Genomic DNA, 18915 nt, shown 5'->3' on the forward strand with positions numbered 1-18915 from the left:
CAGTTTAAACCAATAAAGATTATTTTGAATTATTTTATAAAACAATATAAAAATTCTACCAATCAGCAAATTTGTTCTATCAATTTGCCCAGCTCGAAAAGCGAATCTAATAGATTGCTGATAATGAATGCTCTTTCAGGGGGTAAGATTACCATTGAGAACCTTTCAAGTGCAAGAGACACACAGACCCTTATTAAATTATTAACGGCAGATTTAGACAGCCAGATTTTTGATGTGCTAGACGCAGGAACTGCCATGCGGTTCTTAACTGCTTATTTTGCAATTACTACTAAAAAGGAGGTGATATTAACAGGTACTGAACGCATGCAAAACCGTCCAATTGGTACCTTGGTGGATGCTCTTCATTCAATTGGAGCAAATATAAGTTATGAAAATAAGGATGGTTATCCTCCATTGAGAATTAATCCTTTTCAAGAGCAGATTAGCTCAACACTATCAATTCCTGGTAATATCAGTAGTCAATATATTTCTGCTTTGCTGATGGTGGCACCTATTCTACCCAGTGGGTTGGAAGTGGAAATAGAACCTCCGACCTTCAGTAAACCCTATATTGACATGACTTTGGGTCTGATGCATTTATCAGGAATTCGATATTCTCAAAATGGAGACTTTATCAAAATAGCTCATCAGGGATATCAAAAAAGTATGCGAATTGTTGAGTCAGACTGGTCAGCTTCAAGTTATTGGTTTTCTATAATTGCTCAATCTAAAATTGGTAAAAAAGTGCTTTTAGAAGGGCTGAAATCAGAAAGTTTTCAAGGTGATCAAGTAATAAAAAGCATGGCCAGAGATTTTGGTGTAAATTTTGAATTTAAGAATGAAGGACTGTTAATTGAAAAGCATAGCTTAGCTTTAAAAAAAGAACTAAAATTGGACTTCAGAAAATGTCCAGATCTAGCCCAAACCGTTTTGCCTTGTGCAGCTTCCTTGAAAATCAATTTGGAAATGACAGGTTTGGAAAGTTTAAGGATAAAAGAAACAGACAGAATTTTGGCTCTTCAAAATGAGCTAGCTAAGTTCAATTGCCAATTAATTGAATCAAAGAAAGGGGTTTGGAAGCTTAAAACCAGTGATTTCTCGATTAAGAGCGAGCCTATTATCGAAACATATGAGGACCATAGAATGGCAATGGGATTTGCTCCACTAGCAATAAATAATGCTTTGCAAATAAATGATATTGAAGTAGTCAATAAGTCCTATCCTACTTTTTGGGATGATTTGCAATTATTCGGATTTGAGTTCATGCAAAAGTGAATTAAAATATTTTGGGGCTTTTAACATTCGACTTCCATACCAGCTAAACATTTCCCCATCCACAATTTTAAACTTTGCTTTAGGATATGTGGTAGTTAATTGTTCAATATGTTTAGTGTGGAAAGGGAAGGGTTCAGAAGAAAGAAAGATATAGTCTGGATTCTCCTTAATGATTTCATCCATATTTATTTCGGGGTAGCGTTCCTTGGAAATAGTATTCGTGAAGCCAGAATAGCTAAGCATTTTTGAAATAAATGTATCTGGACCAGCCCACATCCAAGGGTTTTTCCAAATGCAATAAGCGACTTTCTTTCTTTGATGCGCTATATGTAGAGAGTCAAAGTCCAGTTTTATTTGTTGCGTTATAGTCCTTGCTTTTTCTTCAGTATCTGTTAAAAGCCCTATATCGATCATCATTTGAATTGCAGTACTAAAATCAGTGACATCCGAAACATAGACAGGGCAATTTTTTGAAAGTTTGTCAACGAAGCTCTTCACATTCTCTTCTTTGCTGGCAATTATTAAATCAGGATTTAAGTCTTTTATTTTTTTAAGGTGCTGCTGTTTTGTACCGCCAATAATTTGTTTTTCATTTCTCCAACTCATTGGATGAACGCAAAATTTTGTGATGCCGCTAACTCTTTCTTCTAAGCCTAAATCATACAGAAACTCAGTTATTGATGGGACCAAGCTGATTATTCTCATAGGCTTAGAATTTAAGCTTAAGTGATTACCGATTTGGTCCTGAATTTTTACCATATATTTTTTATTTAATGAATGAATTGTCAAAAAAAAAGCCTAGTCTTTTTGGACGAAGCTTTGAGTAAAATAGTTATTAATTTACTTAAATTGCTATTCCCATGTTTACCAACTGACTTGATACTTTCAAGTTGCTATTGTCAAAAGTGGCTTGATTTATTTCAAACTTCAATTTCCCACCGGCTTCTCTAAAATTAATAGAAGATCCTTTTTTACCTAATCCAGGCTTGTCCGTAATGATTAACGTTGGCTTTGTGTCATATTTTCCTAAAATATCTTCAAAGTCCTTACTTTTATTAGATGCTACGTATAGAACATGTGCTGCACCCATTTGAGCAACATCTGATACATTTACAATATTGGTATTTTGACCTTTTATTTCCCTTTGTCCATATAACTTGAATAATTGATTGTATACATCATCATCCCCATATACAGCAATTACGAAATCACCAGATTTAGTTTCAGAAGGCCACTCTACGTATTTAATAAAATTAAATATCAACATGGTGTGAATTTCATGCATTGGTCTCTGTGCATTGACATTAAGTGAGTTAAAGCCAATTGAAACACAGAAGGCAATTATAAATATTTTAAATGTACGTTTCATATCTTAGATATTTTTCTCCCTATTTATAACAAAATTACTACTATTCTTTAGAAAATTATATTTTTATAAAGAATAAAGCATCAAATTGTAAAATGATATTAAAATATTATAAGTTTTAATTATAATATTTTAATTTTAATGAAAAAACCCTAGCAATGAGATCTAAACGAGTCTCCAGCTAGGGTAAAAAACTAAACTAAATCACTATATTTTATTAAATCAATATTCCCATGCTGGATAATTGATTTGAAACCTTCAAGTTATTTCCTTTTATGGATTCTTGGTTGATTTCAAATTTTAATTTTCCGTTTATTTCTTGAAAATTAATACAGCTTCCTTTCTTACCCAAACCATTTTTATCTGTAATCATTAAGGTAGATTTTCCTGTAAATTTTTCTTTTGCTGTGTCAAATTCTCTGCTTCTGTTGCTTGATAAGTAAAGAACATGAGCATTATTAACGGCACTAACATTATCTACATTTACCACTTTAACAGTCTGTCCTTTCACGGTTCTCTTTGCGTAAAAATTTTGAATGGTAGAAGCAACGTCTTCATCACCTACTACTGCAATAACAAAATTACCTGATTTGGCATCTGCTGGCCATTCCACATATTTAATAAAATTAAACATGAGCATAGAATGGATTTCATGCATTGGTCTTTCTCCTGATTTTAAAGAAAAACCAAAAGCCATTAATGCGACTACGATAAATACTCTACTGATTCTTTTCATTTTGTGTTTATTGATAATTTACTCTACAAAGGTAGGATTATGATTTTTATCAGTAAATCGAAAAAGCCTCAATAGCTTTCAGGAGTAATATTTTGATAAATTAAGACAAATCGTATCTAAAATTATGCTTGTCTTTAAGGTTTACAATGAATGAATGTAATAAATTAATAACTGATTGTACATCCTTGCTATGTACCATTTCTACAGTCGTATGCATGTACTTAAGTGGAAGTGATACCAAAGCAGACGGAACGCCCTCGTTACTGTACGCAAATGCATCAGTATCAGTGCCAGTAGCTCGGCTTGCTGCTGATCTTTGAAAAGGAATATTCCCTTTTTCCGCCAGCTCTATCAACATCTTTAAAAGATTGTTTTGAACTGCCGGTCCGTAAGTTAAAACCGGACCTCCACCAGACTTCTGATCACCGCTTTCAATCTTATTGTATAAAGGTGAATGAGTATCATGACATACATCGGTTATAACGGCCACGTCTGGTTTGATGTGTTGTGCTATCATTTGGGCTCCTTTTAATCCCACTTCTTCTTGAACAGCATTGACTATATATAAAGCAAAAGGAATTTTGTCCTTATTTTCATGGATTTTTCTTGCGACTTCCGCTATCATAAATCCACCGATTCGATTATCTAGTGCACGACCAACAATGTAATCTTTATCTTTCATGTACATGGGCTCGTCATCAAAAGTAATAACGCAACCTACATGAATTCCCATTTTTTCAACTTCTTCCTTATTATCGGCTCCAACGTCCACAAATATATTTTTTAATTCTGGTTTGATGTCGTTTTCTTTATTGCGGACATGTATGGCTGGCCAACCGAAAATTCCTTTGACCACCCCTTTTTCAGTATGTATATTTACTCTTTTTGAGGGTGCAATTTGGTGATCTGAACCACCATTCCTGATTACATAGATATAGCCATCATCGGAAATATAATTAACAAACCATGAAATCTCATCAGCATGAGCTTCGATCACCACTTTATATGGTGCATCTTTATTGATAATTGCCGCTACAGTTCCGTAATTGTCCTGAATGAACTCATCTGTATAAGGTTTGATGTAATCTAGCCAAAGTTTTTGGCCACTGGTCTCAAATCCCGTTGGTGCTGCGTTATTTAAATATTTAAATAGAAAGTCTTCTGCTATCTTATCCATAATTGAATTTTACAAGTTTAATCTTGCTAAGATAAGCGTTGGAGCTAGTAAAAGGTTACTAGATATCCGTAAATTATGAAAATCGAAAGATTAAGTTCTGCCTGCAACTAAAAATGGGAATAAGAAAATCCCTGCGATTATGCTAAAGGAAAAGCCAACTGCAAAACCTAGCAATCTAAAAGGAAGTAGTATCAACCAAATTATAGGGTAAATAAATAGCACAATAATTGCCAAAGGCCAACATATTACTAGTAGTATACACCAAAGTAAGAACTTTATCATGATTTTAGTTAGTTTTTAAAAGCATAATTCAATTGTTGTGCCAATAGCTCATATGTCTATATCTCAGCTATAATGTACATGGATGCTTGAATCAGTCTTAAATACGGACAGTCGATCGTTCGTATTTGAACACGAGGGATGACCTATTTAATTGAAAATGACGAGTGAATGTCTTATTTAAAGGGGCCTTTAGCGTGCTGGGTTTTCAACAAAAAAGCCCATAAGTACTTAAAATAATTATGGGCTAAAATTGATGTGAATTTGGCATCTAGAATTAAGCAAATCCAAGCCGTGACCTTTTTCTACGTTCTAGTATTGAACAATTAACTCAAATTATTGATTTTTATAAATTTTTCCTTTTTTCATTACAAAATCTACTGATTCCATCGTCCTGATATTTTCCGTAGGGTCTTCACTTACTGCAATTATATCAGCAATTTTGCCTTGTGAAATTGATCCATATTGGTCATAAACATTTAGAAGCTTAGCTGGAGTTACAGTTGCAGAAATAATGGATTCCATGGGTTTCATTCCTGCTTCTACCATATAGCCAAATTCCTTTCCATTATCACCATGTATAAATACCCCAGCATCGGTTCCGAAAGCGATGTTAACACCGTATTTGTAAGCTTTGCTAAAAGTATCTTGAATCTTTGGCCCTATTGCTTTTGCTTTAGGAACTACGACTTCTGGGTAATAGCCTTCAATTTCTGCTAACTCCGCTACACTTTTGCCTGCTGTAATGGTCGGGACATAATATGTATCATATTCTTTCATCAATTTCATAGTTTCTTCAGACATTAAAGTACCATGTTCAATGGTTTTGATTCCAGCCCTTATGGCACGCTGCATTCCTTCATCCCCATGAGCATGAGCTGCAGTTAGCATTCCGTAATCATTCGCAGTTTCTACAATAGCCTTTAATTCATCTTCAAAGAATTGAGGATTTTGACCACTTTTAGCCATACTTAAAACACCACCAGTCGCGGTGATTTTGATAACATCTGCTCCGTTTTTATAGCGTTGTCTGACTGCTTTTCTTGCCTCTTCCGGACTATTCACAACACCTTCTGCAGGCCCTGGATTTCCCATTAGGTCATCCTTATAGCCATTAGTTGGGTCTGCATGACCTCCTGTTGTTGCTATTGATTTTCCAGCAGAATAAATGGTTGGCCCATCTACAAAGCCTTTATTTATTGCATCTCTCAAGCTGCTGTTAACTCCACTTCCACCCAAATCACGAACCGAAGTAAAGCCTGCCATCAATGTTTTTTTAGCATATACTGTGGACTGAAAAGCAATATCGGCATCATTTAAAGTAAATCTTTTGATATACCCATCCTTTGAGGTTTCGCTCTCTAGGTGCACATGCATATCGAATAATCCTGGCATTACTGTTTTTGATTTTAGATCAATGGCCTGAGCACCCTCAGGTGCTTCTACATATCCATTTTTAATAGACTGTATTTTATCGCCCTCTACGATAATGGTCATTTCATTTAAGATTTTGGATTTCTCCACATCTATTAATTTTCCACAATGCAAATAGCTTGTTTGTGCACATAAACTGGTGCTTAAAAAGCCCAATATTAAGACTTGTAATAGCTTTTTCATATAATGTTAATTTTACGTATTATTTTTATATCCAATATTAAAGTAAATCATCAGGGTTAGTGATATATAATGATAATTCCTGATCACTTAACTCAGGCTTTTCATCTTCGTCTTTAGCCGTCACAATAGAGTTGGTCATGCTGCCAACTAATCCTCTGTCCAACCCCATTCTTTCTGCAATTATTGCACACATTTGAGCCTCGCGCTCATCCAGTTTGTTATCGACCAACATCATTTGAATATATTCATATAGAAAAATGATTTTTTCTTTAATCGTTTCCGGTTCATGAAAGGCTAGAGTTGATGAGTCTTCTATGATGTCATCAACCTCTTTTTCAGTGACGTCATTCTTTCTACCTAAAGCATAGAGGTATCTTTTTTCTTCTTTTACGAAGCGATTATCAATTTTGGCTAGCTGATATAAATGGATTAAATGGGAGTGTATTTTTTCAGTAGTCAATGCCAACTCAAATTTCATGGTTTAAAAAATCATCACATCAATGAGCAATATACAAAATGTTAGGGAATTATTGATTGAATTACCTTATATTGAAAATCATGAATTTTTTGGCGCATTTGTATCTATCAGGTGAATTGGATGAAGTTAAAATTGGCAATTTCATTGGTGATTTTGTAAAAGCCTCCGACATGGAGAATTATACTGAAACCATTAATAAGGGCATCAAAATGCATTGGGCAATAGATGAATTCACAGACCATCATTCTGTTGTGCAAAAGAGCAAAGATAGGTTAAGGCCTAAATATGGTCATTACGCAGGTGTGATTGTAGATATTTATTATGATCATTATTTAGCCAGAAATTGGAGAAATTATCACGACCGGGATTTAAGGGTATATGTTGATCAGCAGTATAAAATGTTGGAAAGCTATATCAGCATATTGCCCAAAAAGGTCCTTTATATGCTTCCTTTCATGATAAAGCACGATTGGTTGTACAACTATCAATATTTTGAGGGAATTGAACGGGTTATGCATGGTATGGCAAATCGCTCAAAGTTTAACTCCAAAATGGAGCAGTCGGTTGCTGAATTGAAAAAGCATCATAAAGCCTTTGAAGTGGAATTTGAATTGTTTTTTAGTGAGCTGATCAATTTCTGCCATGATTTTTTGAAAAAGAATTAGTATGTAAACAAAGTGTAAGTTTAGATGCTTTATGTTGTAAGTATTCAAACAAATTGAAAGTTATTTACTATGAAAAAGTATTGCTTGCTGTTCATCTTTTTTATGTTATTTTTTACAATTGAAGGATTTGCTCAAAATGATTCTCTCTTAGAAGCATACAAAAATGATGTAAAAGTTAGAAAAACGGGGATGGCCATTTTAGGCACATGGGCTGTTGGAAACATGATTTCAGGAGCTATTGGAAGGAGTCAAGGCAGCGGGCAGACTGCTTATTTTCATGAAATGAACCTGATCTGGAATGTAGTGAACCTAGGAATTGCAGGTGCAGGTTATTATTTCACAGCTACTGGCGAAATACCAGAAAATGCTTCCGTATTATTAGACGATCAAGTATCTTTTCAAAAAACATTGTTATTCAATGCGGGTTTGGATTTGGCTTATATAGCTGGCGGATTTTATTTGATTGAGAAAGCTAAAAATACTACCAACAGACCAGAAAGATTAAGAGGCTATGGTAAATCGGTGATTTTACAAGGTTGCTTTCTTTTCGTTTTTGATATTGCTCTGCATACTATCCACAGCAAGCACAGCAGTCAGATTTCTGATTTTTTATCACATGTGCAATTAGGTCCAAATCAGGTAGGAATAGTTTTAGGCTTGTAAATTTATCTAATTTTTTTTAGCATCGGCACAAGCGAGATTCTTGCGCAAGTTATATTTGTAGTTAAGGTATGTTGCAAGTTCAATAATCCGCTTAGGCATTTTTAATATCTTTTATCAAGCCAGTCCTTTTAAATATAAATTGAACTCTAAAGCCGAGATCGGTTTAAATTCATCAACTTCCAAATCCTCTTTGATGTCCTCATCAAATTGCATTTTGGTTTTCTCTAGTTTTTTGTCAGGATGAACAATTAATTCCAATCCACTGAAGTCCATAGGATTCAATTGTACTAGGACTATATAGTCATCAAAAACTCTTTTAAAATACTCATGGACTACTGCACTGCTTTTCATAGAATTTATTCAATTATTAAAAATAGAACGTCTTTATATGTAATAAGGCACAAGCGAGACGCTTGCACCAGCTGCCAAAGTTGCATAATGCGGTACAAGTATAGTCAAAGCGCCTACCTTGGGCCGCTTAAACTACAATGTTCACAATTTTCTTGGGCACAATAATCATTTTCTTGATTGGCTTATCTTCAATCCATTTTTGCACTTTAGGATTTTCTAAAACAGCTTTTTCAATATCTTCTTTTGCTGCATCTAGAGCAAAAGTCATATTATCTCTGTGCTTTCCATTGACCGATACAGGATAAGTATGAGCATCTTCTTTAATGAAATCTGGATTAAAAGTTGGCCAACCTGCTTCCGAAATACTACCTTCATTACCCAATAGTGACCACAGTTCCTCACAGATATGAGGAGCATATGGAGCTATTATCCTCACTGTATCACTTAATACTGTTTTATTATTGCATTTCAATTCAGTTAATGTATTCACGCAAATCATGAAAGTAGAAACTGATGTATTGAAGGAGAAATACTCGATATCATATTCCGCTTTTTGAATGGCTTGGTGCAAGGCTTTTAATGCTTGCTTTTCTGGCTCGCCTTCTGCCACTTTGAAATTACCATCTGCATCATGAAATAATCGCCATAGTTTCTTTAAGAATTTTGCAGTTCCGTCAATTCCATTAGTATTCCAAGGTTTAAACTGCTCAAGTGGCCCCAAAAACATTTCGTAAAGTCTTAAAGTGTCTGCTCCGTACTTTTCAATCACATCATCAGGATTGACCACATTGTACTTGGACTTAGACATTTTTTCTACTTCTGCACCGCAAATGTACTTCCCGTCTTCAAGGATGAATTCAGCATCTGCATGCTCGGGTCTCCATCTTTTAAAAGCTTCTAAATCCAAGGTATCGTTATGTACAATATTGACATCAACATGAAGACTTTGTGTTTTGTATTCGTCTTTTAGTCCATGAGAGACAAATTTATTCTGACCTTCAATTCTATAAACAAAATTACTTCTTCCCTGAATCATCCCCTGATTAATCATCTTTTGGAATGGTTCATCTACGCTGATATAGCCTAAATCGTAGAGGAATTTTGTCCAGAAACGAGAGTACAATAAATGTCCAGTGGCATGTTCTGAACCTCCGATATATAAATCTACATTTTCCCAATACTTTTGCTTTTCTTCATCAACAAATGCATCCTTATTTTGGGCATCCATATACCGGAACATATACCAACTAGAACCTGCCCAACCTGGCATGGTGCTTTTTTCTAAGTTATATCCTTCCTCTGTCTTCCAGTTTTTGGCTCTGGCTAAAGGAGGTTCACCATCCTCCGTTGGTAAATATTTATCTACTTCAGGTAATTTTAATGGTAATTGGTCTTCTTCTAATAAATAAGGAATATCATTTTTGAAGTAAACCGGAACTGGCTCTCCCCAGTAACGCTGACGACTGAAAATAGCATCTCGCATTCTATAGTTAATTTTAGCATAACCAATTCCTTTATCTTTCAAAAAGTCAATAGCTTTCATTTGAGCATCTTTTATATTCAGGCCTGATAAAAAATCAGAATTGATGATTTTATCATTTTCCACGACTTCTACGATAGGTAGCTCAAAATGCTCTGCAAATGCTTTATCTCTATCATCATCGGAAGGAACGGCCATTACAGCACCTGTTCCATAGCCCGCTAATACGTAATCGCCAATCCATACTGGTATTTTTTCCTCGGTGAAAGGATGTATAGCATATGCTCCAGTAAAGACTCCTGAAACACGCTTTACTTCAGTCATTCTTTCCCGTTCAGAACGATTTTTAGCAATGTTTACATAATCTTTTACTGATTCCTTTTGTGCTGAAGTAGTGATTTTCTCTACTAATTCATGTTCTGGAGCCAATACCATGAAGGTCACTCCATAAATAGTATCAATTCTGGTGGTAAAAACCTCTATTTTCTCCTCGCTCTTAGAAAGTTGAAAACCTAATTGAGCACCAACTGACTTCCCAATCCAGTTGCGTTGCATTTCTTTCACAGGCTCTGGCCAATCCAATTCTTCCAATCCTCTTAGCAGGCGATCAGCAAATGCTGATATTCGCATACTCCATTGCATCATTTTTTTTCGCTCCACAGGATGTCCTCCTCTTTCGCTATATCCGTCTTTGACTTCATCATTGGACAGTACTGTGCCCAAAGCCGGACACCAGTTCACTACTGCTTCCGATAAGTACGCAATTCTATATTTTAGCAGAGTTTTTTGTTTTTCCTCTTCAGAGTAATTGAACCAATCTTCTGCTGTAAAAGGCTCAACTTCTTCATCGCAGGCTGCTTTCACCAATTGGTTACCAGTTTTCTCGAAGTGCTCTTCTAGCACTAGAATATGTCTTGCCTTATCATCTACTTTATCATACCAGCTATTGAATAATAGCATAAATATCCATTGTGTCCATTTATAAAAAGAGGGATCGCTAGTACGAACTTCTCTATCCCAATCATAGGCGAAACCAATATTTTTCAGCTGTTCAATGTATCGATTAATGTTTTGCTCTGTAGTGATTGCAGGATGCTGCCCAGTTTGAATAGCATATTGTTCAGCAGGAAGTCCGAAGGAATCAAATCCCATAGGATGTAATACATTAAAACCCTGCTGCTTTTTGTAACGAGCAACAATATCTGAAGCAATATATCCTAAAGGATGCCCAACATGCAATCCTGCTCCCGATGGATAGGGAAACATGTCTAGTGTATAGTACTTTGGTTTATTAAAGTTGTCTTCTGCTTTGAATACTTGGTTTTTCTCCCAGTAGGCTTGCCATTTCTTTTCGGTTTCTCTGAACTGATATTCTGACATAATGCTGCGTATATTAATCTATTATTGATTATGATTAAATGATAGAAAGTGCAAAATTAAAGCTTTTGACTTGGGAAGGAATAGATTACGGTAATCTTTTCAAAAAAAGGCATAAAAAAAGGTGCCCGTGAGCACCTTTAATCATTAACCAACTAATCACTAAACTAAAACTAACTAAAAAATTTCTTTACAATAGGATTTGGTTCTTCAAGCTGTTCGTTTTTGAACTCTTGCTTTTGAGCATGGCCTAAATTAGCATTAAGCTGTGAGCCTAAAAGAAAAATCAAAATGCCGACTAATATTCCAATGGCTAAGAAAACATTTCGGCTCAAATTTTTACTCTTTTCCATTTTGTTCCTATTTATAAACTTCTTTTACAATGATTATGCCAAACCCTAAAAAGTTGCATTGATATTTTTCTTTTTTATTAACGAGATAAAAATTACCTTCGTATTAATAATCAAAAAACTTATGAAAAATATATTTGTATCAATTCTAGTGGTTGCTGTAGGATTTACAGCATGTAGTCAAAAAGATAGCTCTGAAAAGACTTCTGAAGCGGAAGAAAAACAGGCGGTTGAAATGGAAAAAACCGATGCCTTTTTGGGTGAATCTTTTAGTATTGAAAATGAAATTCAACTAGCTAGTTTAGTGAGAGAGATGGATTCAAATGATTCTGTTATGGCAGTTGTTGAGGCTAAAGTAACGGAGGTTTGCCAAGCAAAGGGATGTTGGATGAAAGTTGATTTGCCAAACGGAGAATCAATGAGAGTAACATTCAAGGATTACGGCTTTTTTATGCCGAAGGACCTAGCTGGGAAATCAGTAAAGATGGTAGGGACTGCTAAGAAAGAAGAAACTGATGTGGAAACCTTAAAGCATTTTGCTGAAGATGGTGGAAAATCTGAAGAAGAGATTGCTGAAATTACTGAACCAAGAATGGATTATAAATTTGTGGCTTCTGGAGTTAAGTTAATGGATTAATTTCACTTTCTTTAATTTCTATTTTCAAATACCTATAAATGAAAAAGCAGTCAGATTCTATAATTTGACTGCTTTTTTTAAAAACTATTATATCAATTTCATCTATATAATTCTCTACTTTTATCCCTACTAAAAAGTTTTCGAAAGCGAAATCCGGATAAGGTGCTGAAGCCACCAATCAATCCAGCGACAACGCCTGAAATTATCACCATATAAATCCCATCGCTTAAATTAAATAAGGCGGCAATTTTATTGGAAAGCATACCGCTTGAATCATTATGGATAAGGAATGCTTGGATTAACCATAAAATGCCAAGCCCGATAAATCCGCTGAAAAATGTACTTAAGTTCTTCCCTGCTATAATTGCTCCTGCGAAAAACGCACAAATAGCCATTGACCACCACGGAAAATAGAGCAATGAAAAATGAGCTGCCACTACAATTATTATAGTTCTGATGATAAATTTCATTTTGCTTTAGGGGTTAATGTTTGAGTGAAAATAATATTTTGCAGGTCGGAAGCATTAGCTTTATTTTCCAATTCGTAATATTCACCGTTGCTCCACTTTTCAATTAAATTATCATAGTAGTAACTACCAGGATTCCCAGATTGGCCTCCCGGATATACACCATATGCTTTAATTGGTTCTTCCAATGACACTAACATTCTCCAAGAAGGACCATGTCTCCCGGAAGTGGCATTTAAAATATGCTTGTTTCCTCCGATTTGAATATTCTTGGTGCTAAAAGGAGCTAAGCGAGCAAGATGTTGGACCGTAGTATTTTTGAAATTGCTCCAAGTCAGTTCTTTATCGTTGGTTGATTTCCAATTTTCAATGGAATCAACAGCTGAAGTAAAGCTCATGTGAAAGAGGTCATTGATACTTTCCTTTTTATCAGTTTTTTGATAATCTATATAAGGATCAGTAATACTATCTTTTAAAATCTGAATAGTAACAGGTAATTCCGGTCTTCTAACAGCATTCTCTAGTCCATAAAATTCATCCCATAAATTACGATACAAGTTATCCCATAAAATTTCAAAGTAGGCTGGGGCTGTCATTTCTTGATCCGCCATATAATTCCAATTGGATAGTGCATCAAATGCGGTTTTTTCCTCCTCATTCATATTATTTCGGTTTAGACTACCCAAGATGTTAGGTAAAATTTCAGATGCCATGAGCCAAAAATTGTCATTTTGCAAACGCATCATGTCTTCTACCGTGATATTTTCAAGTGTTTCTAGTTTTCGGTTTAATCTTCTATTGCGATAATGCTCATACCCTCTATCATAATGATAGTACGGGTACGTGCTATCAACAGGGATTTGATTGGCAGAACTTAAATAAGCCTGTTTAGGATTTTTCATGTGAGCATTGTGTTCTCTTGGGATAAAACCAGCCCAATCCATGTCTGCTCTAGAGCCATCCATTATAAATTTACCCTGCTCTTCCCATCTCAAAGGGAATTTTCCGTTGATCCATAAAGCTATATCACCATGAACATCTGCATAAGCAAAGTTTTGTGCAGGGCAATCGTAAAAAGTCAAAGCATTCTTATAGTCATCATAATTTTTAGCTCTGTTGAGAAGATGAAATGTCAATTGTTCGTTTGATGGGTCGTGAGCTGTCCATCTCAATGCAAAATTTGACTTATTATTTTCAGATCTGAAGTTTTCATCATAAACAATAGGGCCATGATGAGTATAAAAAATGGTGTCAAAGTAGTTTTCATCGCCACGAATTTCGAATTCTTGGATTACTTTTTGGGTTTTTAACCATTTACCATTGTAATAATATTCTTTCTTATCATTATCTTTGAAAGTAATGTGATACCAGTCTCTTACATCTCTGGTAGCATTAGTAACGCCCCAAGCAACACTATCATTGAAGCCAATTATGACTCCCAAAGCTCCCGGCAAAGTGGATCCATAAACATTAACGGAAGGAGAATTCAAATGCATCACATACCATATTGAGGGGAGATTAAGCCCAAGATGGGGGTCGTTAGCAAGGATTGGTTTTCCAGTAGATGTTTTACTTCCATGAACAGTCCAATTGTTACTTCCGTTTTGCGGATCAGGTTGTGGAGCTTTATTGTTGGGAAAAACCAGAGGGAATTCAATAGAATCAGGTCTTTCAACAGTTTCTGCTGCAAAATCCCATTTCCTGCTTTTAGGAATTACAGGGTCGAAATCTTTGTAGCTATCAGGGAATAAGAAATCGAATCTTTCTTTTCCTAGCATTTTTAATAATTGAGTGTTTTCTGCATCACTATCACCACCGGCTAAGTCATTTGCCATATACTTAAGTAGTAGTCCTGACTTTAAATTGGTCCATGGTTCAGGCCGATAGTCCAATAATTTATATTCAATGGGAAGGTCTTTGTATTCTAAAGAAGCAATGTACTGATTGATACCTTCAGTATAAGCATTTAAGATTGGTCCAATGATCGGATCTTCAGCCATTAGTTTTACAGCTTTCTCAGCTCCATAAAGCAGTCCGTTTCTTCTTTGATAGCGGTCGAAATCCAGTGCATCTTTTCCAATAATTTCTGAAACTCTTCCACCTGAAGCATGTGTTTGAAATTCCATCTGCCATAAGCGATTTTGTGCCGTCACGTATCCTTGGGCCATGTACAAATCATGGTCATTGTTAGCATAAACGTGAGGAACTAAAATGGAATCGTAATAGACACTGACTTCTTCATTTAAACCTGTGATAACAGGGTTCTCTTTAAATGTAATATCTTGGTTTTCGGAATTAGCCCAAAACCCATTATAAGGATCGAGAAACTTTCCTAACGGAGGAACCTGTCCCCATTTATTATTTAAGCCCACAACCAGAGCCAATGAAATAAGAAAGGGGAAGATAAATTTTATGAAATTCATAGGGAATGAAGCTTTAAATCAATGCCTAATGTATAAAAAATTGGATTTATAATATAATGGATGGCTATAAAATTTAATGAGAGGGTTTGAAACCTATATAGTAATATTGAGAATTCAGGAATTAGCTAAAATATTCTCTAAATAAGACAATTTTATACAGAATAATATTTAAACTGTCAGATCACTCCTAAACTAATAATATTTGAAATTATGTGCTAGCCTATCTGAAGGTTTAGTAGCAATCGAATTCGTACAACATAATTTTCTGTCTTTTAGATTTTTCACCTATTTGGAACTTTAATCTCTATAGGGTAAATAGCTAGAGTCGTTCATACAAAGAAAAAATAGTAATGCTCAAAAGATTAGAAACTAGAGCTTTTGATAGGGAATATTTAATTGTCCACTCTAATCTATTCGTGTCTCCAAGTAATGTTCTGCAACTCCATACTCTTTTTTTAAACCTTCGATTTTGGCTTCGATTGCTTCAATATTGGGAGATTTACTTGCCTTTGTTGCCACTAACATTACATTTTTTCTTGTGTGTTCATTAGAGATGAATTCGAATACTTTTGTGTTGTATTGGTTTTTCTCTAAAATGAGCGCCCGTATGGTATCGGTTACCATCTCAAACTGGCGTTCTTGAAAAATACCGTATTTAAGGATAGGGTTTTCCTGAGTTGTCCCTTTAACACTTTGTCGTACTTGCTTATGGCAACAGGGGGCACAAATAATTAGCGATGATTTAGACCTTAAGCCTTTATAAATCGCATCATCAGTGGCTGTATCGCACGCATGAAGGGCTATCAGTACGTCTATTCTATCCGCATTGTAATTTTCAATTCGTTCTGAAATAAAGGATAGGCTACTGTATCCACATTTTTTGGCGACCTCATTGCAATAGGTTACTAGGTCCTCTCTTAGCTCTATCCCAGTTACTTGTATATCCAACTGGCGGGTGTTTCGCAAGAAATCATAAAGAGCAAATGTTAAATAGCCTTTGCCAGATCCCATATCCACTATATTTACTTTCTTGGGCAGTGGGGTAGATTTAAGCAAATCATCAATGATCTCTAAATACTTATTAATCTGCTTATACTTGTCGGCCATTTTAGGGATAAGTTTTCCTTGCTTATCCTTTATTCCCAAATGAAACAAGAACTCACTGTCAGAAACCCGCTTTACTTTATGCTTGTCATGATGTACAGGAAGCTTGTCACTGAAGGTTGGTGGGATGGTAGCAATCGATGTTTTGCCCTTTTTATTAATTCGAATTGCAACGTCTTTCTCCAATGTAAACAAAGTAGCAATACGAAAGGAAGAGTTCAACAGAATTGCCAATTCGTCTATGGCTCCATCTAAGGAATAGTTTTTTACCTGATCATTCGTCTTGAATCGGTAAGTGAAAGAGATCATTTTTTCTTTTTGAATCTCTACTTCACGAAGGTATACATTTTCTAAATCTGCCGACTTTCGTATTGGTTTACTTAAAGTTAGCTTTACAAAAGTATCCGCTGTTCTAGCTTGTTTAATTTCCTGAAAGAATTGTTGCGTTTCATTCATCTTATTTGCAAATCTACGGAAGCTAACATTCTTAACCGAATCGAAATTAATTAAAGAACAGATTTACTCTTTTCAGCAGATGGGCTGCCCTGATTGAATTCCATTAATATGCTCATAAGAGCAAAAAAAAAGCAGACCAATCGATCTGCTTTTCGTGTCTCTCCAAATTGCTTGCTACTATTGGTAATAAAATCTTTCGTGAACGATTTTCCCGTCTTTCCATTTTTGCACGCCAACTTGCTCCATATTTACGCGGTTACCATCCTGAAAAGTAACATCCATAGAAGTTTCATGCATTACTATACCCGCTTCCTCATCAGAAGTGATTGCGGTTACTTCCATTCCGTGAAATTCTTTTATCATACCTAAAAATTCCTCTTCGTGCTTTCTGCATTCAGCTTTGCCTGTCCATGTTCCTCTTGGTTCGGTGATTACTACGCTTTCTCCATAGTATTTATCGAATGCATCTAATAATTTTCCTTCACCTATTAGGTTGTAAATGTCTTGTGTTTTTTCTCTTAGAGTCATAATATTTTATTTAATGTCGATACAATATATGTATATACATGTAAATATAGAAAAGGTTTTAAAAAGATAAATTTTTTATTAAAAATTGCTACTAAATATCCGCCTTAGAATATTTTATATCAAATAGTCCTGCTATCGCTTCTAATTTATAAGGTAGAAATTACTCCGTATTTTTTAGATGACTTAACTGCCTACGGTGGCCCTAAGTAAAATTATTCTTCTAAAAACCAAGAAAATAGGGCAAATGCCTTATTGAATCAGCTACTATTTAAAAGCAATTTTGTATGATAACCATTCACACAAAAATCATGAAAAAAATTAGTTTACTTGTTTTAGCCTTATTTTCATTTTACACACTTAGCGCTCAAGATTTGGGTAAATTTCAACCTAAAGACGATGCCTTTAAGAGTAAAAAACTCAATGATGGCATTAAAAAATTATATATCTCAAGTTTTAACATCAACTTTGAAATTTACAAAGAAGCGGTTGATAAAAAGGAAGCAGGTGGCTTTGGTAGAAGTATAAAAAATGCTGCCAAGGCAAAAGCTGCTGTAGGCTTGGCTACTTTGGAAAAAGATGCCATACAATCAAAAGCCGATCAGCTTTATAAGGATTTTGTGGATGATATGAAATCCAGAGGCTATGAAATTATTTCAGCGGAAGAAGCAGGAAATACTGATACCTATCAAGGCTGGAAAAAAGCTACAGGCCCTAGCGTGTATGAAACCGACATGACAGGCATTTTGTCTGTCGTGCCCACAGGTTATTCTTATTTCTATAAAGACAGAAATGCTTTGTCTTCTACATTGGCTGGTTTCGACAAAACTCCTCAAAGTCTTTCGCAGGAGCTGCAAGATGCTTTAGTAGCCGATGTTTCGCTGGTGTATGTGTTTTCTGCTGTGGGCAACGATTGGAATGTCGGTAATCAAGCTAAAGTGAAATTGTATATTAATTACAGATTAGCAAACCTTTATAATGTTACTGATGAAAACACTTCTGCAGGACTTACGAGCCTGATAGATAAGAATAAGCAGGCTGTGGCTTTAAACAGTTATGTTTCTTTCACCAGAGGAAAATTAAAAATAGGAGGTAGTGCAGAATCTCAATACAGTGGTTTTATGAAATCTGACTTGGAAATTTCAGGGGTTTTGGAAAAGGATAAAGTAGTGGCGTACTCTAAGCAAACTCAGGCAACAGCTACTTTACAAAATCCTATAGTGATGATCAGAGGTGACAATTACAGCGAAACTACTAAATGGCTTGAACCAGATGGTAAAAAGTATGCAGAAGGAATGTACCTCGCTGGAAGCGAATTTATTAAATACCATCTAAATGAAGTCTTTGAATAGATAAATTAGGCAATATTAGCAATTCAAATATTGCTATGATCACTTATAAGTTCCTGAATTGATTTTATCGGTTCAGGAATTTTTTTAAAATCAAATAGCTTTTTTCTTTATCTTAGTCGCAGCCTTTAAATAAAACC

The 18915-nt window shown here is 35.2% G+C and carries 18 protein-coding genes; 5 read left to right on the forward strand and 13 right to left on the reverse strand.

The window, feature by feature from the left end:
- Positions 1-84 precede the first annotated feature (84 nt).
- Entirely contained in the window at positions 85-1275 is a 1191-nt protein-coding gene (locus AAC601_RS17035; RefSeq protein WP_340153918.1) for a 3-phosphoshikimate 1-carboxyvinyltransferase, read from the forward strand.
- On the opposite strand, the gene AAC601_RS17040 is transcribed toward AAC601_RS17035, so the two are convergent.
- The 6 genes from AAC601_RS17040 to AAC601_RS17065 all read right to left on the reverse strand — a co-directional run bounded on the left by AAC601_RS17040 (position 1246) and on the right by AAC601_RS17065 (position 6928).
- Positions 1246-1980 (reverse strand): helical backbone metal receptor, encoded by a 735-nt coding sequence (locus AAC601_RS17040; RefSeq protein WP_340153919.1) that lies wholly within the window; start codon positions 1978-1980, stop codon positions 1246-1248. The genes AAC601_RS17035 and AAC601_RS17040 overlap by 30 nt on opposite strands.
- Before the next feature lie 139 nt (positions 1981-2119).
- Positions 2120-2644, reverse strand: a complete 525-nt coding sequence (locus tag AAC601_RS17045; RefSeq protein WP_340153920.1) for a YfiR family protein — start codon at positions 2642-2644, stop codon at positions 2120-2122.
- A gap of 214 nt (positions 2645-2858) precedes the next feature.
- Complete coding sequence (locus AAC601_RS17050; RefSeq protein WP_340153921.1) at positions 2859-3377, reverse strand: YfiR family protein; 519 nt, start codon at positions 3375-3377, stop codon at positions 2859-2861.
- Positions 3378-3477: 100 nt separating this feature from the next.
- Complete coding sequence (locus AAC601_RS17055; protein WP_303270310.1) at positions 3478-4554, reverse strand: M42 family metallopeptidase; 1077 nt, start codon at positions 4552-4554, stop codon at positions 3478-3480.
- A gap of 615 nt (positions 4555-5169) precedes the next feature.
- On the reverse strand, positions 5170-6450 hold the full coding sequence (locus AAC601_RS17060) for an amidohydrolase family protein (protein ID WP_340153922.1): 1281 nt from the start codon (positions 6448-6450) through the stop codon (positions 5170-5172).
- A 37-nt stretch (positions 6451-6487) separates the two neighbouring features.
- Positions 6488-6928: a hypothetical protein gene (locus AAC601_RS17065; RefSeq protein ID WP_340153923.1), complete on the reverse strand. Its 441-nt coding sequence runs from the start codon at positions 6926-6928 to the stop codon at positions 6488-6490.
- Positions 6929-7008: 80 nt separating this feature from the next.
- On the opposite strand from AAC601_RS17065, the gene AAC601_RS17070 reads away from it, so the two are divergent.
- A complete protein-coding gene (locus AAC601_RS17070) occupies positions 7009-7593 on the forward strand; it encodes an acyl carrier protein phosphodiesterase (protein WP_340153924.1) in 585 nt (194 codons plus the stop codon).
- A gap of 69 nt (positions 7594-7662) precedes the next feature.
- Positions 7663-8256: a hypothetical protein gene (locus AAC601_RS17075; protein ID WP_340153925.1), complete on the forward strand. Its 594-nt coding sequence runs from the start codon at positions 7663-7665 to the stop codon at positions 8254-8256.
- 114 nt (positions 8257-8370) lie between these two features.
- Here the strand turns inward: AAC601_RS17075 and AAC601_RS17080 are convergent, their stop codons facing one another.
- The 3 genes from AAC601_RS17080 to AAC601_RS17090 form a co-directional block, all read right to left on the reverse strand.
- The gene (locus AAC601_RS17080) at positions 8371-8607 is read right to left on the reverse strand and encodes a hypothetical protein (protein WP_303270305.1); all 237 of its coding nucleotides are present in this window, start codon (positions 8605-8607) and stop codon (positions 8371-8373) included.
- A gap of 127 nt (positions 8608-8734) precedes the next feature.
- On the reverse strand, positions 8735-11467 hold the full coding sequence (leuS, locus tag AAC601_RS17085; protein ID WP_340153926.1) for a leucine--tRNA ligase: 2733 nt from the start codon (positions 11465-11467) through the stop codon (positions 8735-8737).
- Positions 11468-11637: 170 nt separating this feature from the next.
- Positions 11638-11817: a hypothetical protein gene (locus AAC601_RS17090; protein ID WP_303270303.1), complete on the reverse strand. Its 180-nt coding sequence runs from the start codon at positions 11815-11817 to the stop codon at positions 11638-11640.
- Positions 11818-11938: 121 nt separating this feature from the next.
- Here AAC601_RS17090 and AAC601_RS17095 point away from each other — a divergent pair, with 121 nt between their 5' ends.
- Positions 11939-12451: a DUF4920 domain-containing protein gene (locus AAC601_RS17095; RefSeq protein WP_303270302.1), complete on the forward strand. Its 513-nt coding sequence runs from the start codon at positions 11939-11941 to the stop codon at positions 12449-12451.
- A gap of 98 nt (positions 12452-12549) precedes the next feature.
- Here AAC601_RS17095 and AAC601_RS17100 read toward each other — a convergent pair whose 3' ends face one another.
- From AAC601_RS17100 to AAC601_RS17115, 4 genes are all read right to left on the reverse strand, one after another.
- Complete coding sequence (locus AAC601_RS17100; protein WP_303270301.1) at positions 12550-12921, reverse strand: hypothetical protein; 372 nt, start codon at positions 12919-12921, stop codon at positions 12550-12552.
- The gene (locus AAC601_RS17105) at positions 12918-15341 is read right to left on the reverse strand and encodes a penicillin acylase family protein (RefSeq protein WP_303270300.1); all 2424 of its coding nucleotides are present in this window, start codon (positions 15339-15341) and stop codon (positions 12918-12920) included. The genes AAC601_RS17100 and AAC601_RS17105 overlap by 4 nt, the downstream gene beginning before the upstream one ends.
- 405 nt (positions 15342-15746) lie before the next feature.
- The gene (locus AAC601_RS17110; RefSeq protein WP_340153927.1) at positions 15747-16901 is read right to left on the reverse strand and encodes an SAM-dependent methyltransferase; all 1155 of its coding nucleotides are present in this window, start codon (positions 16899-16901) and stop codon (positions 15747-15749) included.
- Positions 16902-17078: 177 nt separating this feature from the next.
- Positions 17079-17429 carry a nuclear transport factor 2 family protein gene (locus AAC601_RS17115; protein WP_303270298.1) on the reverse strand — a complete coding sequence of 117 codons (351 nt, stop codon included), beginning with the start codon at positions 17427-17429 and terminating at the stop codon, positions 17079-17081.
- A gap of 308 nt (positions 17430-17737) precedes the next feature.
- On the opposite strand from AAC601_RS17115, the gene AAC601_RS17120 reads away from it, so the two are divergent.
- A complete protein-coding gene (locus tag AAC601_RS17120; protein WP_303270297.1) occupies positions 17738-18778 on the forward strand; it encodes a hypothetical protein in 1041 nt (346 codons plus the stop codon).
- Positions 18779-18915 lie beyond the last annotated feature (137 nt).

The organism is uncultured Marivirga sp., from assembly GCF_963974845.1.
GTDB classification, from domain to species: domain Bacteria; phylum Bacteroidota; class Bacteroidia; order Cytophagales; family Cyclobacteriaceae; genus Marivirga; species Marivirga harenae.